27 protein-coding genes and 1 riboswitch are annotated in these 24684 nt (G+C 59.1%); of the genes, 14 read left to right on the plus strand and 13 right to left on the minus strand.

All coding sequences use genetic code 11. The annotated features are described in order from the left end of the window. Nucleotides 1-114 precede the first annotated feature (114 nt). Nucleotides 115-1797 carry a fatty acid--CoA ligase gene (locus CKW15_RS24960; RefSeq protein ID WP_095059957.1) on the minus strand — a complete coding sequence of 561 codons (1683 nt, stop codon included), beginning with the start codon at nt 1795-1797 and terminating at the stop codon, nt 115-117. Between the two features lie 160 nt (nt 1798-1957). Further along, nucleotides 1958-2587: a LysE family translocator gene (locus CKW15_RS24965; protein ID WP_095059958.1), complete on the minus strand. Its 630-nt coding sequence runs from the start codon at nt 2585-2587 to the stop codon at nt 1958-1960. 92 nt (nt 2588-2679) lie between these two features. Here CKW15_RS24965 and CKW15_RS24970 point away from each other — a divergent pair, with 92 nt between their 5' ends. From CKW15_RS24970 to CKW15_RS24980, 3 genes are all read left to right on the plus strand, one after another. Then, nucleotides 2680-3645 carry a 2-hydroxyacid dehydrogenase gene (locus tag CKW15_RS24970; RefSeq protein WP_095059960.1) on the plus strand — a complete coding sequence of 322 codons (966 nt, stop codon included), beginning with the start codon at nt 2680-2682 and terminating at the stop codon, nt 3643-3645. 33 nt (nt 3646-3678) lie between these two features. After that, entirely contained in the window at nt 3679-4677 is a 999-nt protein-coding gene (locus CKW15_RS24975; RefSeq protein ID WP_095059962.1) for a class I SAM-dependent methyltransferase, read from the plus strand. A gap of 40 nt (nt 4678-4717) precedes the next feature. After that, nucleotides 4718-4840, plus strand: a riboswitch (yybP-ykoY riboswitch). Nucleotides 4841-4930: 90 nt separating this feature from the next. After that, nucleotides 4931-5515, plus strand: coding sequence for a TMEM165/GDT1 family protein (locus CKW15_RS24980; protein WP_095059964.1), 585 nt, complete (start codon nt 4931-4933; stop codon nt 5513-5515). 66 nt (nt 5516-5581) lie between these two features. Here the strand turns inward: CKW15_RS24980 and CKW15_RS24985 are convergent, their stop codons facing one another. From CKW15_RS24985 to CKW15_RS25000, 4 genes are all read right to left on the minus strand, one after another. After that, nucleotides 5582-6400 (minus strand): M48 family metallopeptidase, encoded by an 819-nt coding sequence (locus CKW15_RS24985; RefSeq protein WP_095059967.1) that lies wholly within the window; start codon nt 6398-6400, stop codon nt 5582-5584. 174 nt (nt 6401-6574) lie between these two features. Next, the gene (locus CKW15_RS24990; protein WP_095059969.1) at nt 6575-7198 is read right to left on the minus strand and encodes an SOS response-associated peptidase; all 624 of its coding nucleotides are present in this window, start codon (nt 7196-7198) and stop codon (nt 6575-6577) included. Nucleotides 7199-7233: 35 nt separating this feature from the next. Beyond that, on the minus strand, nt 7234-7494 hold the full coding sequence (locus CKW15_RS24995; protein WP_095059971.1) for a putative signal transducing protein: 261 nt from the start codon (nt 7492-7494) through the stop codon (nt 7234-7236). A 9-nt stretch (nt 7495-7503) separates the two neighbouring features. Further along, the gene (locus CKW15_RS25000) at nt 7504-7686 is read right to left on the minus strand and encodes a CPXCG motif-containing cysteine-rich protein (protein WP_095059973.1); all 183 of its coding nucleotides are present in this window, start codon (nt 7684-7686) and stop codon (nt 7504-7506) included. A 139-nt stretch (nt 7687-7825) separates the two neighbouring features. On the opposite strand from CKW15_RS25000, the gene CKW15_RS25005 reads away from it, so the two are divergent. Beyond that, nucleotides 7826-8992 carry a 1-acyl-sn-glycerol-3-phosphate acyltransferase gene (locus CKW15_RS25005; RefSeq protein ID WP_095059975.1) on the plus strand — a complete coding sequence of 389 codons (1167 nt, stop codon included), beginning with the start codon at nt 7826-7828 and terminating at the stop codon, nt 8990-8992. A 71-nt stretch (nt 8993-9063) separates the two neighbouring features. Here the strand turns inward: CKW15_RS25005 and CKW15_RS25010 are convergent, their stop codons facing one another. After that, entirely contained in the window at nt 9064-9342 is a 279-nt protein-coding gene (locus CKW15_RS25010) for a hypothetical protein (RefSeq protein ID WP_095152867.1), read from the minus strand. A 232-nt stretch (nt 9343-9574) separates the two neighbouring features. Continuing rightward, nucleotides 9575-10159, minus strand: coding sequence for a YajG family lipoprotein (locus CKW15_RS25015; RefSeq protein ID WP_095152868.1), 585 nt, complete (start codon nt 10157-10159; stop codon nt 9575-9577). Nucleotides 10160-10363: 204 nt separating this feature from the next. Between CKW15_RS25015 and CKW15_RS25020 the strand changes: the two genes are divergently transcribed. Together CKW15_RS25020 and mqo are read left to right on the plus strand one after the other, a co-directional pair. Next, a complete protein-coding gene (locus tag CKW15_RS25020) occupies nt 10364-10597 on the plus strand; it encodes a hypothetical protein (RefSeq protein ID WP_095059980.1) in 234 nt (77 codons plus the stop codon). A gap of 740 nt (nt 10598-11337) precedes the next feature. Beyond that, nucleotides 11338-12846, plus strand: a complete 1509-nt coding sequence (gene mqo / locus CKW15_RS25025; protein ID WP_095152869.1) for a malate dehydrogenase (quinone) — start codon at nt 11338-11340, stop codon at nt 12844-12846. A gap of 148 nt (nt 12847-12994) precedes the next feature. On the opposite strand, the gene CKW15_RS25030 is transcribed toward mqo, so the two are convergent. The 3 genes from CKW15_RS25030 to CKW15_RS25040 all read right to left on the minus strand — a co-directional run bounded on the left by CKW15_RS25030 (nt 12995) and on the right by CKW15_RS25040 (nt 14510). Then, nucleotides 12995-13282, minus strand: coding sequence for a PA4642 family protein (locus CKW15_RS25030; protein ID WP_095059984.1), 288 nt, complete (start codon nt 13280-13282; stop codon nt 12995-12997). A gap of 63 nt (nt 13283-13345) precedes the next feature. Further along, on the minus strand, nt 13346-13831 hold the full coding sequence (locus tag CKW15_RS25035; RefSeq protein ID WP_095059986.1) for a hypothetical protein: 486 nt from the start codon (nt 13829-13831) through the stop codon (nt 13346-13348). A 121-nt stretch (nt 13832-13952) separates the two neighbouring features. Beyond that, a complete protein-coding gene (locus CKW15_RS25040; protein WP_046041880.1) occupies nt 13953-14510 on the minus strand; it encodes a hypoxanthine-guanine phosphoribosyltransferase in 558 nt (185 codons plus the stop codon). Between the two features lie 164 nt (nt 14511-14674). Between CKW15_RS25040 and upp the strand changes: the two genes are divergently transcribed. Both upp and CKW15_RS25050 read left to right on the plus strand, forming a co-directional pair. Further along, nucleotides 14675-15313: a uracil phosphoribosyltransferase gene (gene upp, locus CKW15_RS25045; protein ID WP_095059988.1), complete on the plus strand. Its 639-nt coding sequence runs from the start codon at nt 14675-14677 to the stop codon at nt 15311-15313. A 2-nt stretch (nt 15314-15315) separates the two neighbouring features. Further along, nucleotides 15316-16590 (plus strand): uracil-xanthine permease family protein, encoded by a 1275-nt coding sequence (locus CKW15_RS25050; protein WP_095152870.1) that lies wholly within the window; start codon nt 15316-15318, stop codon nt 16588-16590. Nucleotides 16591-16677: 87 nt separating this feature from the next. Here CKW15_RS25050 and hemH read toward each other — a convergent pair whose 3' ends face one another. Further along, the gene (gene hemH, locus CKW15_RS25055) at nt 16678-17700 is read right to left on the minus strand and encodes a ferrochelatase (RefSeq protein ID WP_095059992.1); all 1023 of its coding nucleotides are present in this window, start codon (nt 17698-17700) and stop codon (nt 16678-16680) included. 13 nt (nt 17701-17713) lie between these two features. Next, nucleotides 17714-18616 (minus strand): TIGR01777 family oxidoreductase, encoded by a 903-nt coding sequence (locus CKW15_RS25060; protein WP_095152871.1) that lies wholly within the window; start codon nt 18614-18616, stop codon nt 17714-17716. 196 nt (nt 18617-18812) lie between these two features. Between CKW15_RS25060 and CKW15_RS25065 the strand changes: the two genes are divergently transcribed. The 6 genes from CKW15_RS25065 to CKW15_RS25090 all read left to right on the plus strand — a co-directional run bounded on the left by CKW15_RS25065 (nt 18813) and on the right by CKW15_RS25090 (nt 24534). Continuing rightward, nucleotides 18813-19799 (plus strand): NAD(P)/FAD-dependent oxidoreductase, encoded by a 987-nt coding sequence (locus CKW15_RS25065; protein WP_095152872.1) that lies wholly within the window; start codon nt 18813-18815, stop codon nt 19797-19799. A gap of 117 nt (nt 19800-19916) precedes the next feature. Next, nucleotides 19917-20876: a DUF523 and DUF1722 domain-containing protein gene (locus CKW15_RS25070; RefSeq protein ID WP_095152873.1), complete on the plus strand. Its 960-nt coding sequence runs from the start codon at nt 19917-19919 to the stop codon at nt 20874-20876. Further along, entirely contained in the window at nt 20876-21817 is a 942-nt protein-coding gene (locus CKW15_RS25075) for a MerR family transcriptional regulator (RefSeq protein ID WP_095152874.1), read from the plus strand. Before CKW15_RS25070 ends, CKW15_RS25075 begins: the two co-directional genes overlap by 1 nt. 21 nt (nt 21818-21838) lie before the next feature. Beyond that, entirely contained in the window at nt 21839-23293 is a 1455-nt protein-coding gene (gene phrB / locus CKW15_RS25080; RefSeq protein ID WP_095152876.1) for a deoxyribodipyrimidine photo-lyase, read from the plus strand. Between the two features lie 79 nt (nt 23294-23372). Then, nucleotides 23373-24149 carry an SDR family oxidoreductase gene (locus CKW15_RS25085; RefSeq protein ID WP_095152875.1) on the plus strand — a complete coding sequence of 259 codons (777 nt, stop codon included), beginning with the start codon at nt 23373-23375 and terminating at the stop codon, nt 24147-24149. Nucleotides 24150-24228: 79 nt separating this feature from the next. Further along, on the plus strand, nt 24229-24534 hold the full coding sequence (locus CKW15_RS25090) for a YkgJ family cysteine cluster protein (protein WP_056726267.1): 306 nt from the start codon (nt 24229-24231) through the stop codon (nt 24532-24534). Nucleotides 24535-24684: the final 150 nt, after the last annotated feature.

The following is a 24684-nucleotide window of genomic DNA, read 5'->3' on the forward strand; positions in this document are numbered from 1 at the left end:
CCTTTCGCCAGTCCGACACTGTCGGCATGGCAAGGATGGCTGAATTTATGAATTTGACAAGCCAAGCGCTTGCTTGGTGGGGCTGGCGTGCCTTTTGGGCACGCCGGCAGACGCTTAAAGCGTCGAGAGAAAGGTGCTGTTGGTGGCTTGCCATTCGGTGATGTCGACGCGAATTTTCTTCTTGTCGAGTTTACCGACGCTGGTCTTGGGAATTTCAGTAACAAGGGCGATCTGACTCGGAATCGCCCACTTGCTCAGGTGCCCCAATTCCACAAACGGCTTGAGATGCTCCTTGAGCTCACGGGCCCCGATTTGTTGCCCTTCACGAAGCACGAGCAAGGCAAACGGCCGCTCACCCCACTGCGGATCGGCGATGCCTACCACTGCTACTTCGCGTACCGCTGGATGACGACTGATCAGGTCTTCCAGGTCCAGGGAGGAAACCCACTCACCTCCGGTCTTGATCACATCCTTGATCCGGTCCCGTATGTCGATCACGCCCATGCTGTCCAGGGTCGCCACATCACCGGTGTGCAGCCAGCCCCCGGCCCAGAGCTCTGCGCCTTTTTGCGGTTCGTTGTAATAGCCCTCGGTGAGCCACGGCGCACGCAACACCAATTCGCCCTGGGTCTCGCCATCGGCCGGCAGGAAGTTACCCTCGGCATCGACAATCGCCGCTTCCACCAAAGGCCCTGGCACGCCAGCCTTGATCCGGTAGGTGGTGCGTTCGTCTTCGCTGCCGGCCATCAATTCATCGTTGAGGTGCGCGCATGACACCAGCGGTCCGGTTTCCGACATGCCATAGGCGGCGGTCAGCTGGATACCCTTGACCTTGGCGGCTTCGTACAGCGAGCGGTTCAGTGCGCTGCCACCGATGACAATCTTCCAGCCGCCGAAATCGGTGTTTTGCGCAGCCTTGGCATTGAGGAGCATCTGCAGGATGGTCGGGACGCAATGGGAGAAAGTGACCTTCTCTTTGCGCCATAGCTCCACCAGGTATTCCGGGTCATAGCGGCCGGGGTACACCTGCTTGAGGCCGAGCATGGTCGCCACATACGGCAGGCCCCAGGCGTGCACGTGGAACATCGGGGTGATCGGCATGTACACATCGTTGGTGCCCAACAGACGCACGCTGTCGATCGAACCCATGATGGTCGACACGCCAATGGTGTGCAGCACCAGTTGCCGATGGGTGAAGTACACGCCTTTGGGGTTGCCCGTGGTGCCGGTGGTATAGAACGTGGTCGCGACGGAATTCTCGTCGAAATCCTGGAAGTCGTACTGCGGGCTCGCGGCAGCCAGAAGCTGTTCGTATTCGCCGATGAGGTTCGGCAGGTCGGCGGTCTTTTCCGGCAGGTCGGTCAGCAGCAGGGTTTTCTCGACCGTGGTCAGGTGACCGGCAATCGCGTTGTACAACCCGGTGAACTCGCTGTTGACCAGCACGAAGCGGTCCTCGGCATGGTTCATGGTGTAGAGGATCTGTTCCGGCGACAGACGCACGTTGATGGTGTGGATGACGGCGCCGATCATCGGGATGGCAAACATGCATTCCAGATAACGATGGCTGTCCCAGTCCATGACCGCCACGGTATCCCCGGCTTTGACACCGGCCGCCGTGAGCACGTTGGCCAGACGGGCGACCCGTTCAATCAGGGTCGGATAGCTGTACCGCAACTGGTCGCGGTAGATGATCTCGCGGGTTTTCTCATAACGAGCGCCGGACATCAGCAGCCGTTTGATCAGCAGCGGATACTGGTAAGCGCCTTCGGCTGGGGGGATAACGCGAGTCTGCAACATAAGAATCCCTTTTTCTGACTGCACGGTCTTGGCTGAAAGTACGCACTGTAGTGCGCTTGTTCGCCAGCCAAATCAGCCAAAGGAATGATTTGCAGAACCGCGCAAATGCTAGCGTTGCGCCAGCATTCGTGGGCTTTCATCGTAGGGGATGTGTGATTGATCAGTGCATCTCGGTGAACGCGAGCTTCACGCCAATCGCGATCAGCACCGCGCCCATGGTGCGGTCGAACCAGTGGCCCATACGGGCGAAACCGGCGCGCACGCGCTGTTGGCTGAACAGCATGGCCACCAGGCAGAACCAGGCTGCCGTCGCCACCGCCAGATAAACGCCGTAGCCAGCCTGCACCGCCAGCGGTGTGTGGGGATTGATCACCACGGTGAACAGCGAAAGGAAAAACAGCGTGGCTTTCGGGTTCAGACCGTTGGTAACAAAACCGGAGGTGAAGGCCCCACGAGCAGTGCGCTCACCAGCCTCCTTGTGCAAATCGTCCGCCACAGGCGTGGCCGGTTTCGCGCGCAGCGCCTTGTAGCCGATGTACAGCAGGTAAGCGGCAGCGGCCCATTTCAGCGCATTGAACAGCACAATCGACTGGGACACGATCAAACCAATGCCCAGCAGCGAATAGCCCACATGCAGGAAAATCGCTGTGCCCACACCCAGCGCAGTCCACGTACCCGCGCGCCGACCGTGGGTAACACTTTCACGTACCACCACGGCAAAGTCCGGGCCGGGGCTGGCTACAGCCAGCAAGTGAATCAGGGCAACGGTCAAGAACTCTGTCCAGTACATGTGGGGCTCCTTTAGGCCAAGCGTAACTATTTATTTCATCTGGTAGGCTCGGCAGATTACGCCTTCAGTTCAATGCACAAAAGGTACAGTTGATGACGAACACTCGCCGCGCCGTTTTCCTCGACCACCCCTCCCTGGACCTCGGAGACCTTGATCTCAGCCCGTTGCACCAGTGCTTCAGCGAATTGCAGCTGTTCGCCCAGACCCTGCCGGATCAAGTGATCGATCACCTCAAGGGCGCCACCGTCGCCATCAGCAACAAAATTGCCATCGATGCCGCCGCCATGGCCGCCAGCCCCGATCTCAAGCTGATCCTGATCACGGCCACCGGCACCAATAACGTCGACCTCGCCGCCGCCCGCGCCCATGGGATTACCGTGTGCAACTGCCAGGGCTACGGCACGCCGTCGGTGGCGCAGCACACGATCATGCTGTTGCTCAACCTCGCCACGCGCCTGGCCGATTATCAAAAAGCGGTCGGCGAAGGGCGCTGGCAGCAGGCAAAACAGTTCTGTTTATTGGACTTCCCGATTGTCGAACTGGAAGGCAAAACCCTCGGCCTGCTGGGACACGGCGAACTGGGTGGTGCAGTCGCGCGACTGGCCGAAGCGTTCGGCATGCGTGTGCTACTCGGCCAGATCCCGGGGCGCCCTGCCCGGCCCGACCGTTTGCCGCTGGAAGAACTGCTGCCGCAAATTGACGCACTGACCTTGCACTGCCCGCTCAACGAACACACTCGACACTTCATCGGCGCCCGTGAGCTGGCGTCCATGAAGCCCGGCGCTTTCGTGGTCAACACCGCACGCGGCGGCCTGATCGACGAACAAGCCCTGGCCGACGCCTTGCGCAACGGTCATTTGGGCGGCGCAGCCACAGACGTATTAAGTGTCGAGCCTCCCATCAACGGCAATCCGCTGCTGGCCAACGACATCCCGCGCCTGATCGTTACCCCGCACAACGCCTGGGGCAGTCGCGAAGCGCGGCAGCGAATCGTGGGCCAAGTCACCGAAAACGCCTTGGGATACTTCAGCGGTAAGGCGCTGCGGGTCGTCAGTTGATAAACTGCGGCACTTTTTTCCACAGGAGCAGTTATGGATCCGCGCAGTGAAGTACTGCTTCGTCAGGCTGAGTTATTCCAGGGTTCGGTGCTATTGGCCGGTTTGCCCGCCGATGATTTGCTCGGTCGCCTGCCAGGCGCTCACGGTTGGTGCTGGCATGCCGGTGATCAGGCCGGACTGGATGCGCGCTTTGCCGAGCGCAGCCATTTTGGCGTGAATGCACCTGAACGCGAGTTTGATAGCGCCGTGGTGTTTTTGCCCAAGTCCAAGGATCTGACCGACTACATCCTCAACGCCCTCGCCTCACGCCTGGCCGGGCGTGAGCTGTACCTGGTCGGCGAGAAAAAAAGCGGCATCGAAGGCGCGGCCAAGCAACTCAACCCGTTCGGCAAGCCACGCAAGCTCGACAGTGCGCGGCATTGCCAGCTATGGCTGGTCACTGTGGCCAACGCGCCTGCAGCCAAGCCGTTGGAAAGCCTGGCCCAGACCTATGAATTGCCACTGGCCGAAGGTCCGTTGAAAGTCATCAGCCTGCCGGGCGTGTTCAGCCACGGTCGCCTGGATCGCGGTAGCGCATTGTTGCTGGAACACTTGGACAAACTGCCCAGCGGCCATTTGCTGGACTTCGGTTGCGGTGCGGGCGTTCTGGGCGCCGTCGTGAAGCGTCGTTACCCGCACAATCAGGTCACTTTGCTGGACGTTGATGCCTTTGCCGCCGCCAGCAGTCGCCTGACACTGGCTGCCAACGGTCTGGAAGCAGACGTGATTACCGGCGACGGTATCGATGCGGCGCCCATGGGTTTGAGCGCCATTCTGAGCAACCCGCCGTTCCATGTCGGCGTGCACACCGATTATTTCGCGACCGAGAACTTGCTGCGAAAAGCCGCCAAACATCTGAAAAACGGTGGAGAACTGCGCTTGGTTGCGAACAGTTTCCTGAAATACCAGCCGTTGATCGAGGAGCACCTTGGCGTGTGTGCGATCAAGGCCGAAGGGCAGGGTTTCCGAATCTACCGAGCCAAGCGCGGCTAGAAATTTGTTCTTGCCGAATGGATTTTGCGTAGGCAGAATCCGCTCCGTCCTAGGGGAGTAGTCTCCCACGAGCGCCATGCTCGTCCGGCATACGTCAACATACTTGGTCCTCAGACCATGGCGTATGCGACCCAAGCGACCGCATCAGACGGTTCGCAGGGTTTGACAAGACCTATGACACGCACACCTTACCCGGGGCGGGAAGGCTGTACGTGTCATAGCCGTGTCGACCCGCCCCTTAGGAAAACCCCTGATGCTGGATTCATTACTCGTCCCCACCGCAATCGTTGCCTTGGCCGAAATCGGCGACAAGACGCAACTGCTCGCGCTCATTCTCGCTGCCCGCTTCCGCAAACCGTGGCCGATCATCGCCGGCATCGTCGCCGCGACCCTGGCCAACCACGCGGCCGCCGGTGCGGTCGGCGCCTGGGTTGGCAGTTTCTTCTCGGACGCGATGCTGCACTGGATTCTCGCTGCGAGCTTCGCCGCCACCGCGCTGTGGACCCTGGTGCCGGACAAGATGGATGACGATGAAGCCAGCACCGCGCGCAAGTTCGGGCCATTCCTGACCACGCTGATCGCGTTTTTCCTCGCGGAGATCGGTGACAAGACCCAAATCGCGACGGTGATGCTGGCCGCGCAATATCCAGAACTGTGGCTGGTGATCATCGGCACCACCCTCGGCATGCTGATCGCCAACGTGCCGGTGGTACTGGCGGGTAACTTCGCCGCGGACAAACTGCCATTGACGCTGATCCGTCGACTGGCGGCGTCGGCGTTCTTCATCCTGGCGATTGTTGCGGTGTACAAGGCGATGCAGAGCAGCGGGTGGATTTGACCCGGGGACTGAAATCAATCTGTGGCGAGGGGGCTTGCCCCTCACCACATTTTCAGCGCCTGATCGTCAGAATTTTTTGGCCCGCTCATAAAAAGGCATAACCTTCGGAATGGCCGCCTGCAACGCCTCGATACGACTCGACGACGCCGGGTGAGTACTCATGAACTCCGGCGGTGAACCTTGCGAGACTTTGCTCATTTTGTTCCACAGGGTGATCGCGGCATTCGGGTTGTAACCGGCGCGGGCTGCCAGTTCGAGGCCAATCAGGTCCGCTTCGTTTTCATTGGCGCGACTGTTGGGCAAGGTCATGCCGTAGTTGGCCACGGCGTCTGCCAGGGCCAGGCTGTCCTGTCCCAATCCCAGGAGAGTGCCCGCGCCCTGCTTGGCCATTTCGATGCCATAGGCCTTGGACATCGCTTCACGACCGTGCTCACGCAAGGCGTGGGCGATTTCATGGCCGATGATGGCGGCGATTTCATCGTCCGTCAGTTGCAGCTTGTCGATCAACCCGGTGTAAACAATGATCTTGCCGCCAGGACCACAGTTGGCGTTGAGTTCATCACTCTTGATCAGATTGACTTCCCACTTCCACTGGGCCGCATCTGGACGGAAGGTCGGTGCCTGAGCAATCAGTCGGTCAGCAATCAGCTGTACGCGCTGGGCTTCATTGCTGGTCTTGTCCAGCACACCTTTGTTCGACGCTTCGCCCACAGTCTTCTGATAGGACTGTGCATACATCTGGTCGACTTCTTGCGCGGACAGCATGCTGAACATGTATTGCTTGCGTTCAATGCCCACCGCACCGCCGCTGGTGGTATTGACCGACTGACAGCCAACGAGCAGCAGCGCTACGCTCAGCGCACTTACAACCAACGTTTTGTTCATTGAAAAACTCCCTGAAAAACATGCCGCGTATCCTAGGCGTGGAAATGTATCCACGCCAGATACTATGGACGTAAGACGCGTAACTCAGGCAAATCTCTCATGGCGGTAGAAAAAATAATCCCCGTCGGTCGGCGCGCCGCAGGCTGATGTCACGACCTTATTGCGGGCAACGCCTCAACCCGGCGTCAAACACTCCGGTCCGTTGAGCTTCGGATCGTTCACCAGATTGGCCAGTACCCGCTCGCGCAACGCCGCCGGCTCGCTGGCCAACAAGGCTTGCAATGTGTGCAGCGGCGTCTCGGGATCAAGCCACGCCGCCTGCCCGGCCTCGTCGAGAATCAACGGGCGGCGCTGACTCGCCGCTGGTTGCGTAATCACCGCCGTGCTCAGCCAGACTTGTTCCTGCACCGGATACGCCTCCCAGATCGCGGCGAAAAACAGCGACGAACCTTCCCCCGGCGTCAACCAGAATGGCCGTTTGCGCGTAGTACCGCGCCACTCGTAGAAACCGTTGGCCGGCAGCAGGCAGCGACGCTCGCGCAAGGCCTGGCGAAACATCGGTTGTTCGGCAACGGTTTCGGCACGCGCATGAGCCGGGGTGCGCGACAGATCCGTCAGCCACGGCGGTGTCAGGCCCCAACGGGCGCGGGCCAGTTCACGCTGGCCGTCGAGACCTGCGCGCAGCATCAACACCGAATCATTGGGGGAAATGTTCCACTGCGCCTGCTGATCGGCGGGAAAACCTGGCAGGGTCGCGAAGTCGCGGTTCCAGCGAAACAGGGCATAACGTCCACACATGGGGCAGCACAACTCTTGATCAAACGAACGCCAGCCTAACAGACCAGCGTGCCGGGGAAGCTCTCCGGTTCATCGCCGGACAGGGGCAGCGCGGCATTGTACGCGGTGATCAGCTCCCGGGCGTATTCGGCCTGATCGTTATCCACCGCGAGGCCCAACAGGCCGAATATCGGCAGTTCACCCGTGGCGCCCACCAGATCGCGACCCACCAGATGCGCCTCGACGCCCTCGCTGGCGAGCATGCCTTGCAGCAATTCGCCTTCCATCAGGTTTTCCGGTTCGTAAATACGCTGCATACATGCCCCTCATTCGTTTTCACTGAAAACTTCGAGATGCCATTCCTCTTCATAAACCTGCAGCACGAATGTTATCGGCCGACAACACACCTGACAGTCTTCAATATAGGTCTGATCGCCACCGGACAAGTCCAACGTCGTCTCGACCTCTTCACCACAATACGGACATTCATACTGCGTAGTTTCCAGCATCGCGGTCTCCCAGGTGACTTGTGCGTATAATCGCCGGTCTATTTGCAGGGCTATTTTTGTCTGGCTAACTTTTCAGACCGTACCCCGCCGGTTTTCGATCAGAACCTTTACTTACCCTAGCCGTTTCTAACAAGAGAGCATGATGGGCGAATTCGATGCCATCCGACCTTACGACGACAGCGAAGTCCCAGCGGTGCTGGACCGGCTGCTCGGCGACAAGGCGTTTCTAGATATCCTCACCCACTTTCGCTTCCCGCGTTTTGCCGGCACTTTGGGCTGGGCGCTCAAACCTCTTATAGCTCATCGCTTGCGCCGTGAGTTCGCCGGCGTCCATTCGGTCGCCACGCTGCAGGACAAAGTCGAGGTTTACGTCGACCACACCATCGAGCGCGCTACGGACGGTGTCACGTATACCGGCGTCGAGCAGTTCAAGTCCGGCAGCGCTTATCTGTTTATCGCCAATCACCGCGACATCGTGATGGACCCGGCCTTCGTCAACTATGCCGTGTACCACGCCGGCCTGCCGACGCCGCGCATCGCCATTGGCGACAACCTGCTGCAAAAGCCGTTTGTCAGCGACTTGATGCGCTTGAACAAGAGTTTCATCGTGCACCGCTCGATCACCGGTCGTCGCGAGAAAATGGCGGCGTATCAGTTGCTGTCGGCGTACATCAACCACTCGATCCGCAACGATTGCGCATCGATCTGGATCGCCCAGGCTGAAGGTCGTGCGAAGGACGGCGACGACCGTACCGAGTCGGCGATCCTCAAGATGTTCCACATGAGCCGCAAGGACGAGCCGTTCGGCGAGGTCATCCGTTCGCTGAACCTCACCCCGGTGTCGATCAGCTACGAATACGACCCGTGCGATCAGGCCAAGGCCCGCGAGCTCTACATCCGCGCCACCACCGGCAGCTACACCAAGGTGCCGGGCGAGGATGATGTGAGCATTGCCAAAGGCATCACCGGCTACAAGGGCCGGGTGCATGTGAACTTTGCCGCGCCGATTACCGAACTGTTCGATGACACCAAGCAATTGGCGGTCGAGATGGACAAGCAGATCCTCGGTGGGTATCGCCTGTTCCCGGTGCACTACCTGGCTTACGCCATGTGGAAAGACGCCGATCCGCAGTTGTCGGTACCAAAAGCCGCAGAGGTATTTGCCGCCGACGAGCTGGCCAAGGCTCAGGAAGAATGGCAGCAGCGCCTGGACGCTTGCCCCGAGGAACATCGTCCGTTCCTGGTGCTGCAATATGCGACGCCGGTGCGCAATCAATATCGGGTCAAGGCTGGACTGCCGCTGTAAGCAAAAAAAATCGCAGCCTGCGCAAGCTTCTGTAGGAGCTGCCGCAGGCTGCGATCTTTTGCTTCAAAAATTTAAACCTGCGTGCTGATCCACGACACCAAAAGTGCCAGCGCCATGCAGGAAAAACCGAAGATGTAGAAAAACCGGTTCTTGCGCAGGGTTGCCCAATCCAGAACCGGCTCTGCGTTGGGGCTGCTTTGGCGTTGCGCCTGAAGGCTCGCCATCGCGCGTTGTTCGCGGCGACGGGTGGCGTGCAGCAACCAGCCGCCAGGGAAGGCGAAGAGCAAGGCCAGCAGATTGATCAGTTTGGCGGGATGGGCGGTAAACAGCGTCATCAAATGCAGCGACATCACAAACCTCAAGCGAAAACGTTAGCGCAAGCGCCGGACCGACGACTGCGGCGCGGATTCTACCCAAAGCCCTCGCGCCTGCCCTCCACTTTGCGACAAATAACGAAACAATTGACCAATGGCAGTCCAATCGCAATTGAACGTAGGCGCGCCGAAGGCTGCGATCTTTTGATCTTTTTTTAAAAACAAAATCAAAGGATCGCAGCCTGCGGCAGCTCCTACGGGGCTCGCATTACTCGCCGAGAACCTGACCCACGGTTGGGTCCTTGAACAGACGAGTCAACGCATCGCTCAACACGTCGCTGACCAGTTTGGTGTTGGTTTCCTGGTTCGGCGCCATACCGAAACGCTGGTCCAGGGACGCACCATAACGACCGCTGTAACGGCGGTTGGCGTTCTGTACATCGGAGCGGAACGTCGCGCCAATGGTCGCCTCGGTCACGTACATGCCTTCTTTGGGCGATTGATACTTCAATTCAGCCAGGGTCACGGTGATTTGCGGGGCATTCGCTGCATTGGTCGTCGGGGTAAAGCCCAACAGGCGCACGGCCGCTTCAGCCTGAGCCTGCAACTTCGGCAGAATCTGCGCGCCCTGCACGGTGATCGCGCTGGTTTCCGGATACAGGCCACCGCGGGTCCCCAATGTCGGCGACGGGCGACCGTCTACCACACGCACCACGACAGGCTGACCATGGCCGACAGGGGCCAATTGAGCGGTCAGTTTTGGCTCCGGGTTCAGTTGTTGCGGGCTGTGGGCGCAGCCGACCAGCGTCAAACTGGTCACAGTGATCAAACCGAACAACAGGCGTTGCAACATGCGCTTCTCTCCAGATTCAGGCACAAACAGGCCGGCAGTATAACGGTGCGCCACTGCGGGGAACCAGCGCCCCACTGTGATTGCGGAAATATCTGACAAAACCTTGGGAACGCGGTTCCTGTCACACAGATGTCACCGCCCTTAAACTTGCACGTAACGGCTTGCGCTTATTATTTTTTTCAGAAACCCAAAAGGTACTTCGCCATGCGCTATCTGATCTCGTTGTTCGCACCACGCCCGCTGCATCGCTGTTTCGCCCTGCTCGACCGTAACGGCCACTGCCAGGCATTCAAGCAGTGCAGCCTGCAACCGATGGGTAATGGCTGGGTCGAAATCGAAGAAATCCGACTTAACTGGCTGCATCAGCCTTTGCCTGCCAGCGCCCGCGTCGTTCAGCACCAAACGCGGTCACGGGAGCAGCATCTGCTGACCACCTGACCGAACGCCTAATAAAAGTCATTAAACACGACCATTTCCCTGCGTTTCTTAGATACAATCTCCCCCCGATTATAAGGACGTCTCCTGATCGGGCCTCGCAGCATCGTCAATGCGCTTGTATTGACACCCCGCACCGCCCACAGAGAGCCGCCCACACAGATCGAGTGAAGCTGGCGCGCTTGCTGTTTTGTTGAGCAAAACCTCCACTTTTCGCGAATCTGCAGAGCTGTCATTACGCTCGGTCACTGAGCTGTTTGCCCGTTTTGCCTGCCCTGTATCCCATGGCGGCGATCCATCCGGGCACGGTGCCAGGCTGGGACAGCCCTTTTTGAGGTTCACGTCTTCAAAAGAGCGTGAAAAAAACGGGTTTTCACAACTTCACAAGAGTGTGGCGAGCAAATGAATAGTTTTGCGTCTGAACATGCACCATTAGCGTCTAGAGCAGCCCAACGATACAGGACCGAGTATTGCGCGAACACCGGAGCCTGAAGCCTGTCCGCTACGGATTTGGTTGCACAAACGGATGTATCGACCATAAGTCGAATTGCCCGCCGCCCGTTGAAATGAGTTCATGTGACTCTTATTAGACCCGGCAGGTAGCGTCCGTCGAAGTTGCAAAAAATTGCGAAGATTCGGACATGGCGATCCTGCCATGGGTACCTGGGGCATCACTGACACGCCCCGTCACTCCTGGCAGCCATGCCGTCAATTTGGTGCTGCAGATTTTGGAGACGCGTTAAATGGCGCATAACGAAGCAGTCGACGTAGTACTGGTTGGGGCCGGCATCATGAGTGCCACCCTTGCAGTACTGCTCAAAGAACTCGACCCCGCGATCAAGCTGGAAGTCGTCGAGCTGATGGATTCCGGTGCTGCGGAGAGTTCGAACCCGTGGAACAACGCCGGTACCGGTCACGCCGGGCTGTGTGAGCTCAATTACACGCCGCAGGCCGCCGATGGCGCCGTCGACATCAAGAAAGCCGTGCACATCAACACCCAGTTCGAGGTGTCGAAGCAGTTTTGGTCGTACCTGACCAAGAAAGGCACGTTCGGCTCGTGCAAATCGTTTATCAGCCCGGTGCCACACCTGAGTTTCGTGCAGGGCGACAGCGGCGTTTCCTTCCTCAAGGAACGCTTCAAGGTGCTGAGCAAGCACCACGCCTTCACCGACATGGAATACACCGAAGACAAGGCAACAATGGCAGAGTGGATGCCATTGATGATGCCTGGTCGCGACCCTGGCGAAACCCTGGCCGCCACCCGCGTGATCAATGGCACCGACGTCAACTTCGGCGCCCTGACCAACCAGTTGCTCAAGCACCTGACCAGCGCACCCGATGCCCAGGTCAAGTACTGCAAGCGCGTGACCGGCCTCAAGCGCAACAATGGCGGCTGGACTGTCAGCATCAAGGACGTCAACAGCGGCAACACCCGTGAAGTCGACGCCAAGTTCGTCTTCCTCGGTGCTGGCGGCGCGGCTCTGCCATTGCTGCAAGCGTCGGGCATCGAAGAGAGCAAAGGCTTCGGTGGCTTCCCGATCAGCGGCCAATGGCTGCGTTGCGATAATCCGGAAGTGGTCAAGCACCACCAGGCCAAGGTCTATAGCCAGGCCGCCGTGGGTTCGCCGCCAATGTCCGTGCCGCACCTGGACACCCGTGTGGTCGAAGGCAAGAAGTCCCTGCTGTTCGGGCCTTACGCCGGTTTCACCACCAAGTTCCTCAAGCACGGTTCCTTCATGGACCTGCCGATGTCGGTTCGTGCCGGCAACATCGGCCCGATGCTGTCCGTGGCGAAAAACAACATGGACCTGACCAAGTACCTGGTCAGCGAAGTGATGCAGTCGATGGAGCAGCGCCTGGAATCCCTGCGTCGCTTCTACCCTGAGGCGAAAGCCGAAGACTGGCGCCTGGAAGTGGCCGGCCAACGGGTGCAGATCATCAAGAAAGACTCGAAAAAAGGCGGCATCCTGCAGTTCGGCACCGAACTCGTTGCGGCCAAGGACGGCTCCCTTGCCGCCCTGCTCGGTGCTTCGCCTGGTGCCTCGGTGACCGTTTCGATCATGCTGGAACTGATCGAAAAATGCTTCCCGAGCCAAACCAAAGGCGAATGGGCCACCAAACTGGCAGAAATCTTCCCGGCCCGGGAAAAGGTTCTGGAAGCCGACGCTGCGCTGTATCACAAGATCAACACGCAGAACAACGTTGCCCTGGAACTGGTTGAAGCCAGCAGCGAGACCGAAAGCTACGCTTGATTCGCTCGCATGAAAAACGCCCCGTTCTCATTGAGAGCGGGGCGTTTTTTATGCCTTTGAAAGATCGCAGCCTCGCTTCGTTCGATAGCTCCTACAGATCCAGGCGACCCATTTGCAGGAGCTGCCGAAGGCTGCGATCTTTTGATCTTTAACCGCGAGCCTTTTCGATCAGTTCGATGTATTCAGGTGCGTTGCGCTGATCCTTGATCAGGGCAACGAAGTCATTGCCGTGCTCGTCCTTGCCGTTGACATCAAAACCGGCCTCGACGAAGAACGTCAGGAAACGCTCGAAGTCGTCGATGCGCAGGCCACGGTAGGCCTTGATCAGTTTGTGCAGCGATGGAGACGTGGCGTCGACCGGCTCGAAATCGAGGAACAGCTTGATCTGATCATCGCCGATCTCATCACCAATCACTTGTTTCTTATCTTTACGCATTGCCGACTCCAACTCGCAGACATTACACGGGGCGGGCAGTTTACCCCTGCGCGGGCCCGGCACTCAACGCGAACGAACGCTACCGGTATGCAGATCCGCCCAGACATGGCCGTTGGCATAGCTGAGGAACTGGCAATACACCGTATCGTTACGCAACAAGTCGATCACCACGCGGTACTGAGCCATCGGGTAATACAGCGTCAGGGTTTTGCTCTTGGCGTCGTAGACCGGTTTTTTCAGGCTTTTGCTTTCGCCATCGAAATTGACCAGCACCTGATTGATCGTCGCGCCCTTGCTCAAGGATTTTCCCTTGAGGCGGATCAGGATTGGCGAAGTCACTGGAATCGGTTGCTGATTGGACTGTCGCTGACTGCCGACCACCACCGAGTATTCGGTGACTTGCAGCAACTGTTGCTGCTCTGGCTCGCTGTCACGCAAGTTCAGGTCATCAGGCGGAAGAAACTGAGCATGCATGGGCGCCGGGGCGGCGGCCAAGGGCAAACTGAGAGTCAGCAACAAGGCGGCGCAGCTGCGGATCAAAAGGCTCATGACAGGCTCCGGAGGGCGGGTGTAGGAGCGAGCTTGCTCGCGATGGTGTGTCAGACGACGCCAATGTACCTGACAAAACATCGCGAGCAAGCTCGCTCCTACATGGAGCCGTGCAGGATGCTTACATGCCTTTAACGGCGAAGATCCCGTTGGCGTTACGCCAGTAGCCTTTGTAGTCCATGCCATAGCCGAAGATATAACGGTCAATGCACGGCAGACCGACGAAATCAGCCTTCAAGTCCGGACGGGCCTTGCGGTCGTGGTCTTTGTCGATCAGCACGGCGGTGTGCACTTTGCGGGCACCGGCGTGTTTGCAGAAGTCGATGATCGCGCCCAGGGTGTGACCTTCGTCGAGGATGTCGTCGATGATCAGCACGTCACGGTCGATGAACGAGACTTCCGGCTTGGCTTTCCAGAACAGATCGCCGCCGCTGGTTTCGTTGCGATAACGGGTGGCGTGCAGGTAGGACGCTTCCAGCGGGAAGTTCAGATAGGTCAGCAGCTTGCCGGAGAAAATCAGCCCGCCGTTCATCACACAGAACACCACCGGGTTGCTGTCGGCCATTTGTTCGTTGATTTGCGCACCGACGCGAGCAATGGCCGCCTCGACTTCAGCTTCGGTGTACAGGCAGTCAGCCTCTCGCATGATTTGACGGATATGCTCGAGATCAGCGGACATGGCGCTCTCCAGGGGGTGGCGGATTCGGAAAAGCGGGCAAAGGTACGCATCAACCGAGGCCAGATCAAGCGTTTGTGGACTAACGTACTCTATGTCTATAGGACAACACCCCGGGATAGATTAATCTACGCCGGTTTTTTTGCCCGCCGCCGGAGCCTTTCCCCATGCCCATCCATGAGATCCGCCACCCGCTGATCCGTCATAAACTTGGCCTGATGCGCCGCGCAGACATCAGCACCAAGAATTTCCGTGAGCTCGCACAGGAAGTCGGCGCCCTGCTGACCTATGAAGCCACCAAAGACCTGCCGCTTGAGTCCTACGATATCGAAGGCTGGTGCGGCACCGTGTCAGTCGAGAAAATCGCCGGCAAGAAAATCACTGTAGTCCCGATTTTGCGTGCCGGCATCGGCATGCTTGAAGGCGTGCTCAGCCTGATTCCGGGCGCCAAGGTCAGCGCCGTGGGTGTTGCCCGCAACGAAGAGACCCTGCAGGCCCACACCTACCTGGAAAAACTGGTCCCGGAAATCGACGAACGCCTGGCGATGATCATCGACCCGATGCTCGCGACCGGCAGCTCCATGGTTGCCACCATCGATCTGCTGAAAAAAGCCGGCTGCCGCGAGATCCGCGCCATGGTGTTGGTGGCGGCCCCAGAAGGTATCGCGGCGGTAGAGAAAGCTCACCCTGACGTGATCATCTACACCGCGTCCATCGACCAGAAACTCAACGAACACGGTTACATCATCCCTGGACTTGGCGATGCCGGCGACAAGATCTTCGGCACCAAGCAGAAGGACGCGTGACCATGCAGCAAGAGTTCAACGATCCGCTCTGGCGCACGGTGCTGTCGGGTGCACAGATGCTGTTCGTGGCCTTCGGCGCCTTGGTGTTGATGCCGCTGATTACCGGCCTTGACCCGAACGTGGCGCTGTTCACGGCCGGTTTGGGGACGATCCTCTTCCAGATCGTTACCGGACGCCAGGTGCCAGTATTCCTGGCATCGAGCTTTGCCTTCATCACCCCGATCATTCTCGCCAAGGGCCAGTTCGGCCTGGCCGCGACCATGGGCGGTGTGATGGCGGCAGGTTTCGTCTACACCTTCCTCGGCCTGGCCGTGAAGATCAAAGGCACCGGTTTCATCGATCGCCTGCTGCCACCCGTGGTGATTGGCCCGGTGATCATTTCGATCGGCCTGGCCATGGCACCGATTGCCGCCAACATGGCGATGGGCAAGGCCGGTGACGGTAGCGAGCTGATTTATTACCAGACGGCGATGATGATCTCGATGCCAGCGCTGCTGACCACCCTGATCGTCGCCGTGTTCGGTAAAGGCATTTTCCGCCTGGTGCCGATCATCTCCGGTGTGCTGGTCGGCTTTGGCATGGCGTTCTACTTCGGTGTGGTCGACACGGCGAAGATTGCCGCGGCACCGTGGTTCGCGATTCCGCATTTCACTGCGCCGGAATTCAACTGGCAGGCGATTCTGTTCATCGTGCCCGTGGCCCTGGCGCCGGCCATCGAGCACATCGGCGGTGTGATTGCCGTGGGCAGCGTGACCGGTCGCGATTACCTGAAGAAGCCCGGCCTGCACCGCACCTTGCTCGGCGATGGCATTGCCACCACCGCGGCAGGCCTGTTTGGCGGCCCACCCAACACCACCTACGCCGAAGTCACCGGCGCGGTGATGCTGACCAAGAACTACAACCCGAAAATCATGACCTGGGCAGCGATCTTCGCCATCAGCCTGGCGTTCGTCGGCAAATTCGGCGCACTGCTGCAGAGCATCCCGGTGCCGGTGATGGGCGGGATTCTGTGCCTGTTGTTCGGTTCGATTGCGGCGGTGGGCATGAACACGCTGATTCGCCACAAGATCGATCTGGGCGAGGCGCGCAATCTGGTGATTGTATCGGTGACCCTGGTGTTCGGGATCGGCGGTGTGCTGATCGGCACCGGCACCGGCCCTGACGACTTCGGCCTCAAAGGCATCGCGCTGTGTGCGGTGGTGGCGATTGGTTTGAATCTTTTGTTGCCGGGCAATGACAGCTGGAAGCACAAGAAGGCGGATGAGCCGCTGATCTAAAGTCGATCTGCGTGACGCCATCGCCAGCAAGCCGGCTCCTACAGGTCTGTACGCGACCCTGTAGGTGCCGGCTTGCTGGCGATGTTTTTAAAGCACCAACGGTGCTCGCTCGCACAACGTGCTCAACGCCTGCGCCCACTGCGGGTCATCATTGAGGCACGGTACCAGCACCAACTCCTCGCCTCCCGCTTCGCGGAACTGTTCCTTGCCGCGATCACCGATTTCTTCCAGTGTTTCGATGCAATCGGCGACGAACGCCGGGCACATCACCAGAATCTTTTTCACGCCGCTCTTGGCCAACTCATCAAGGCGCGCTTCGGTGTAGGGCTCGATCCATTTGGCCCGCCCCAGTCGCGACTGAAACGACACCGACCACTTACCGTCCGGCAAGCCCATCCGTTTGGCAAACCCCGCTGCGGTGCGCAAGCACTGGCCGCGATAGCAGGTGGCGACCACATCCGGTGGCGCACCCGCACAACAATCGCCGCCACCCTCGAAGCAATGACCCGGATTGAGCTTCTTCAGATGCCGCTCCGGCAAGCCGTGAAAGCTCAGCAGCAAGTGATCGAAATCCTGTTCCAGATGAGGTTTGGCCGAGGCCACCAGCGCATCGATGTATTCCGGCTGGTCGTAGAACGGTTGCAGCACCGACAACTGCAAGTCGAGCTTATGCTCCCGCAGAACGCGCTTCGCTTCTTCAATCACGGTGGTGGTGGTGCTGTCGGCGAACTGTGGATAAAGCGGCGCCAGGGTGATGCGCTTGTGGCCGGCGGCCGCCATGCGCACCAGCGTCGTCTCGATCGACGGTTCGCCGTAGCGCATCGCCAACTCGACCGGGCCGTGATGCCACTTGGCGGTCATCGCCTGCTGCAATCTGCGACTGAGAACGACCAACGGCGAGCCCTCGTCCCACCAGATCGATGCGTAGGCATGGGCCGACTGTTCGGGACGCTTGATCAGAATCAGTGACACCAGCAACCGTCGAACCGGCCATGGCAGGTCGATCACGTACGGATCCATCAGAAACTGATTGAGGTAGCTACGCACGTCCGCCACCGAGGTGGAGGCAGGTGAACCCAGATTGACCAGAAGCAACGCGTGATCGGTCATGCAACGTCCTATTTCAAAGGCGACTGGACAACTCGTCCAAAGCCGCACGCAAATCCGTGAACTGAAAAGTGAAACCCGCTTCCAACAGGCGAACCGGGGTGGCCCGCTGGCCACCCAGCAACAACGAAGACAACTCGCCCAGGCCGACCTTCAAGGCCAGAGTCGGCATCGGCATGAACGCCGGGCGATGCAGCGCGCTGCCCAGTGTTTTGGCAAACTCGCGATTGCGCACGGGTTCGGGTGCGCACGCATTATAAGGACCGCTAGCGTCACTGCGATGCAGAAGAAAATCAATCAAGGCGATTTGATCGTTGATGTGAATCCACGGCATCCACTGCCGACCATTGCCAATCGGCCCTCCCAGGCCTAATTTGAAAGGCAGTATCAGCCGCGACAAAAAGCCGCCCTCAGCCGATAGAACCAGCCCGGTCCGGATAAGGATGACGCGAATGCCCAACGCTTCGGCTCGCTGCGCGGTTTCTTCCCAGGCGATGCATAACTGACTGGCGAAATCATCGATGACCGGAGGCGACTCTTCCGTCAACTCACGCTCGCCGCCGTCGCCATACCAACCGATTGCAGAACCGGAGATCAGCACCTGCGGTTTCTGCGCGCGGCTTTCCAGCCAGGCCAGCAAGCTTTCGGTCAGGGTGATGCGGCTACTCCACAACAGGGTTTTGCGTTTGTGGGTCCAGAGCCGGTCGGCAATCGGTGCCCCGGCAAGGTTGATAATCGCATCGACCGGCTCCTGCCCGATATCCTCCAGACGGGCGACTCCACGCACTTGAGGACCACAGATTGTCGCGACTTTTTCAGGCGTGCGACTCCAGACGGTCAGGCGATGTCCCTGACTCAACCAGTGCCGGCAAAGCTGACGTCCTATCAAACCAGTACCGCCGGTCAGCAATATGTGCATGACTTCTTCCTCGCGTGGCGTTTTACCTTGTCCATTAGTCTATTTTTATAAGCAGGGATCTTTGGTATCGAGCAGGCTCTATGTTTAACAATAGGCCAAGCTGTCAGAACGAGAACGCTAAAAGTTATACCAAAAAACAATATTGTACAGGTTTAAACCCCGGCGTAGTCTGTACAGAAAGGTAAACGAGGCCCCTATGACTGTACCTATCGCAATCATCGGCACCGGCATCGCCGGACTCTCCGCTGCCCAGGCCCTGACGGACCTCGGGTACGTGGTTCAACTGTTCGATAAAAGCCGCGGCAGCGGTGGACGCATGTCGAGCAAGCGCAGCGATGCGGGTGCCCTGGACATGGGCGCGCAATATTTCACTGCCCGCGATCGCCGCTTTGTCACGGAAGTGCAACGTTGGCAGGCCAACGGCTGGGTCGCCGAGTGGACGCCGCAGCTGTACACCTACCATGGCGGTCAACTCAACCTGTCACCGGACGAGCAGACACGCTGGGTCGGCACGCCACGCATGAGCGCGATCACCCGCGCCCTGCTCGGCGACCTTGAAGTGCATTTTGCCTGCCGGATCACCGAGGTTTATCGCGGCGAGGAACACTGGCATTTGCAAGATGCAGAAGGCTTCACCCACGGCCCGTTCAGCCACGTCGTCATTGCCACGCCAGCGCCGCAGGCCACCGCCCTGCTGGCCTCCGCACCGAAACTCGCCGGTGCCGCCGCCGGGGTGAAAATGGACCCGACCTGGGCCATCGCACTGGCCTTTGAAACACCGTTGGAAACCCCGATGGAAGGCTGCTTCGTACAAGACAGCCCACTCGATTGGCTGGCCCGCAACCGCAGCAAGCCCGGACGCGACAACACCCTCGACACGTGGGTCCTGCACGCCACCAGCGCCTGGAGCCGGCAGCACATCGACTTGTCCAAGGAAGCAGTGATCGAACAGTTGCACGGTGCATTCGCCGAACTGCTGCACGACTCCATGCCCGCACCGAGCTTCAGCCTCGCCCACCGCTGGCTCTACGCCCGCCCTGCCAGCAGTCACGAATGGGGCACGCTGGCCGATGCCGACCTGGGGCTGTATGCCTGTGGCGACTGGTGCCTGTCCGGACGCGTCGAAGGTGCCTGGCTCAGCGGTCAGGAAGCCGCTCGCCGTTTGCATGAACATTTGCAGTAGGGAGCATTACACCGAAAAACTTGTACACAAAGTTTGACTTGTACAGCTTCGAATCTAAGATGAAGGTATGTTGTACAGACCAGAACGTTTGTACAGGTTTAGATTCGAGGTGCTCCGATGCTGCCCACTCCCGCCAAACCGAAAATCGCCATCAGCGCCTGCCTGATGGGTTTCGACGTGCGCTACAACGGCGGGCATAAGGAATCGCGGCTGTGCACCCGCACGCTCGCGGAGTATTTCGAGTTTGTCCCGGTTTGCCCGGAAGTCGCCATTGGCCTGGGCATTCCACGCCCACCGATCCGACTGGTTGGCGATGCGACGCAACCCCAAGCCGTCGGCACACTTGATCACACCTTCAATGTCACGCAGCCGTTGGCCGACTATGGTCGGAAAATGGCGGTGGAACTGGGCGATGCCTGCGGTTACATCTTCATGCAGAAATCCCCGTCCTGTGGTCTGGAACGGGTCAAGGTCTATCACGCCAACGGTGCGCCGCTGGATGGCGGTGGCCGGGGAATTTACGCCCAGGCGTTTTGCTTGCAGCACCCGGACCTGCCCGTGGAAGAGGACGGGCGGCTCAACGACCCGGTGCTGCGGGAAAACTTTCTCACTCGAGTATTCGCTTACAGCGCCTGGCAGCAGTTGTTGCAAGAAGGCCTGACCCGGCGCGCGCTCACGGAATTTCACTCACGCTACAAATACCTGCTGATGGCGCACAACCCGGTGCAATACAAAACCCTGGGCAATCTGCTCGGCACCATGGGCCATACCGATCCGCAAGAACTTGGCCCCCGCTATTTCAGCGAGCTGATGGCGGCCCTGAAAAAATGTGCCACACGCCGCACCCACACCAACGTGTTGCAACACCTCAGCGGCTATCTGAAGCGGGCCATCAGTGGCGAAGACAAACAAGAGATGCAACACCTGATCAGCCAGTATCACCGAGGCATCGTGCCTTTGGTGGTGCCGCTGACGTTGCTTAAACATCACTTGCGCCAACACCCCGATCCCTACCTCGCGCAGCAGGTCTACCTGCAACCGCATCCCGAAAACCTCAGCCTGCGAAACGCCCTCTAATGAAAGCCCCGCTCGACACCAGCGCCCGTGAAGACCTCGGCGACGACTTTAAAAAAGCCCTGGATGAAGGCTGGCTGCCGATCCGTGAAGTGTCGCGCCAGACCGGTGTCAATGCCGTGACATTACGAGCCTGGGAACGGCGCTACGGCCTCATCGTGCCCCAACGCACACCCAAGGGGCACCGCCTGTTCTCTGCCGAACATGTGCAGCGTATCCAGGCCATTGTTACCTGGCTCAACCGTGGGGTGGCCGTCAGCCAGGTCAAGCAATTGCTCGATACGCCGCAGACGTTGAGCGAAGCCGTGGACAACGACTGGCACGCGCTGTTGCAGACGCTGGTGCACGCGGTCACCCGGCTCAACGAGCGCACCCTTGATGACACTGTCAATCAGGCAATGGCGCTGTATCCGCCGCGCACGTTATGTGAGCAACTGCTGATGCCGTTGCTGGTCGTTCTGGAGCAGCGCTGGCAAGGCCAGTTCGGTGAGCAGATGGAGCGCACGTTTTTTTGTTCCTGGCTCCGCAGCAAATTCGGCGCACGCATCTACCATAACAATCGTCAGTTGCGCACCGCGCCGCTGCTGCTGATCAATCAGTCTGACCTGCCGCTGGAACCGAACCTGTGGCTGACGGCCTGGTTGATCAGCAGCGTCGATTGCCCGGTGGAAGTATTCGACTGGCCGCTGCCGGTCGGTGAACTCGCCCTGGCGGTTGACCATCTGCAAGCCCGTGGCGTCCTGCTGTATTCCAGCAAGGCCATGAACCTGGGGCAGTTGCCGAAACTTTTCAAAGGTGTCGGTTGCCCAAAAATGATTGCCGGACCAACGGTGTGCATCCACCACGCCGAGTTGTCAGCAAGACTTACCGATATCGCTCATTTGTACCTGGCCGAAGATCCCTTGGCGGCACATCAGGTACTGGTTCAGCGTGGGTTGATTTAAATGAACAGCGTGAATAAGACGATGCAATTGATCTGGCTGCGCAGCGACTTGCGCCTCCATGACAACACCGCCCTCTCGGCCGCCGCCGCTCGCGGACCGAGTGTGGCGGTGTATCTGCTGAGTCCCCAGCAATGGCTGGAGCATGACGACGCCCCCTGCAAAGTGGATTTCTGGCTGCGCAATCTGGCGCAGTTGAGCCATGCACTGGGTCAACTGAATATTCCCCTGCTGATCCGCACCGCCCCGCGCTGGGATGAGGCGCCAGCGGTATTACTCGACTTGTGCCGTCAGTTGCAGATCGACGCACTGCACCTCAACGACGAATACGGCGTCCATGAAACCAGGCGGGATGCCGCGGTCGCCAGCGCCCTGAAAGCCGAAGGCATCGAAGTACACCGCTACCTCGATCAACTGCTGTTTCAGCCCGGCAGCGTACTGACCAAAACCGGCAGCTACTTTCAGGTCTTCAGCCAGTTCCGCAAAGTCTGTTATGAACGGCTGCATCATTCGCTGCCCCATCTCGTGCACGCGCCAAATGCACAAACGCCGCTGGACATCACCAGCGACGCTGTTCCCTCAACCATCACAGGATTCCCCACACCCAGCGCCAGCCTGCACAACCTGTGGCCCGCCGGTGAGACCGAAGCCCGCCGTCGCCTCGACATCTTTACCGATGCGCAGATCGATCACTACGAAAGCGAACGGGACTTCCCGGCGAAACCCGGCACCAGCCAACTCTCGCCCTACCTCGCCGCCGGAGTGATTTCTCCCCGCCAATGCCTGCACGCAGCACTGCAAAGCAATCGGGGTGAGTTTGAGAGCGGAAGTGCCGGTGCAGTGACCTGGATCAACGAACTGCTGTGGCGCGAGTTCTATAAACACATTCTGGTGGGTTATCCACGGGTTTCCCGACACCGGGCGTTTCGCCCCGAAACCGAAGCCCTGGCGTGGCGCGACGCCCCCGATGACCTCGCCGCCTGGCAAGAAGCACGTACCGGTCTGCCGATTATTGACGCCGCCATGCGCCAACTGCTGGAAACCGGCTGGATGCACAACCGACTGCGCATGGTGGTGGCAATGTTTCTGAGCAAAAACCTGTTGATCGACTGGCGTGAAGGCGAGCGCTTTTTCATGCGTCACCTGATCGATGGCGACCTGGCCGCGAACAATGGCGGCTGGCAGTGGAGTTCGTCCACTGGTACGGACTCAGCGCCTTACTTCCGGATTTTCAACCCGCTGAGCCAGTCGGAAAAATTCGATCCGCAGGGCGTGTTCATCAAGCACTGGCTGCCGGCGTTGGCTGATCTGAATAAAAAAGAGGTGCATAACCCTGCCAATGTTGGCGGTTTGTTCGGTGCGGTCGACTACCCGACACCCATCGTCGATTTGGGCACTTCCCGCACCCGCGCACTGACCGCGTTCAAGAACCTGCCAGCACGAACACCGGTTACTGAACCGTTTGGGGAGCGCGCTTGAGTAATTCCCCGCGGCGATCCGTAGAGATGAGCAAAAAACAATTGGACTGGGCCGATGCCTGGCTGAACAGGAGATTGGGATGAGTCGTACACCTCCACGGCGATATTGGCTGACGGGCGCCAGCAACGGAATTGGCGCCGCACTGGCTGAGGAAATCTTGAAAACCGGCGCGCATCTGGCCTTCAGTTCACGCTCTGCAACATCGCTGAAAGTCATGTCGCAACGATATCCCGGACAAGTGCTGGCGCTGGCCGCAGATCTGACCGACAGTCAAACCGTGCGCGAGATCGGCGAGCAAATTGCCGAAGACTGGGGCTCGCTGGACACAGTCATCCTCAATGCCGGCACCTGCGAGTATGTGGACGCCCGGCAGTTCGACGCGACAATCGTCGAGCATGTGGTGCGGACCAATCTGCTTGCCAGCAGCTATTGCATCGAAACCGCCGTGCCACTCTTGCGCGCCGGCACCGCCCCACATCTGGTGGCGATGGCCAGTGCCGTGACGTACCTGCCACTGCCCCGAGCCGAAGCAAATGGCGCCTCGAAGGCAGGTTTACGTCACCTTTTTGAGTCCCGGCGCATTGATCTCGCCCCTGAAGGCATCGAAGTCACCGTGATCAACCCCGGATTCGTCGAACCATCGCAGACGGGTAAAAGTGACTTCTCCATGCCGCTCAGTTGGCCCGTGGAAAAAGCCGCGCGGCACATTCTCGAACAGCTCAAGGATCGCCCGCTGGAAATCACTTTTCCCGCGGCATTCATGGCGACTCTGTGGCCACTGTCCAGATTGCCTGACACGGTGAAACTGGACATCGGCAAGCGCATGGTGCGCAGCAACCCGCCGATCAAGGATTAGCGGCCGGGTCATCACTTGCGAAGTCGGCGTCCGTCAGAGCTTTCACACAGTTCAGGGGGACTGGCTTACACTGCGCGCCATGAAAACCATCCCCCACACGCAAATCGCGGAACCCGCGGTCACCTGCTCGACCTGCGCAGCCTGCTGCTGCCAGCTCGAAGTCATGTTGATCACCGACACGGGTGTGCCTGAACGGTTCATCGATACCGATGACTGGGGCGGGGAAGTCATGCTGCGTCTGGACGACGGCTGGTGCGCTGCGCTCGATCGCAACACGATGATGTGCACCATCTACGAAAAACGCCCGCTGATCTGCCGGGAATTCGAGATGGGTGCACCGGAATGCATTGAGGAACGCCAAGGAATTTCCACAGCGTATCGCTGAAAGCTCAGTCACAGCAGAACGATTGTAATTGGATGGACTCGCCCACGCCGAGGCGTCAATGCGCCACGGTGGCAGTCTAAGAAGCCAACGGCAGCGAGGGCGAGTCCATGAAAAAGAATACGACGCTTAAACAGTCCCTGTCTTCAACCG

It is taken from the genome of Pseudomonas sp. Irchel s3b5 (assembly GCF_900187435.1).
Lineage (GTDB): Bacteria > Pseudomonadota > Gammaproteobacteria > Pseudomonadales > Pseudomonadaceae > Aquipseudomonas.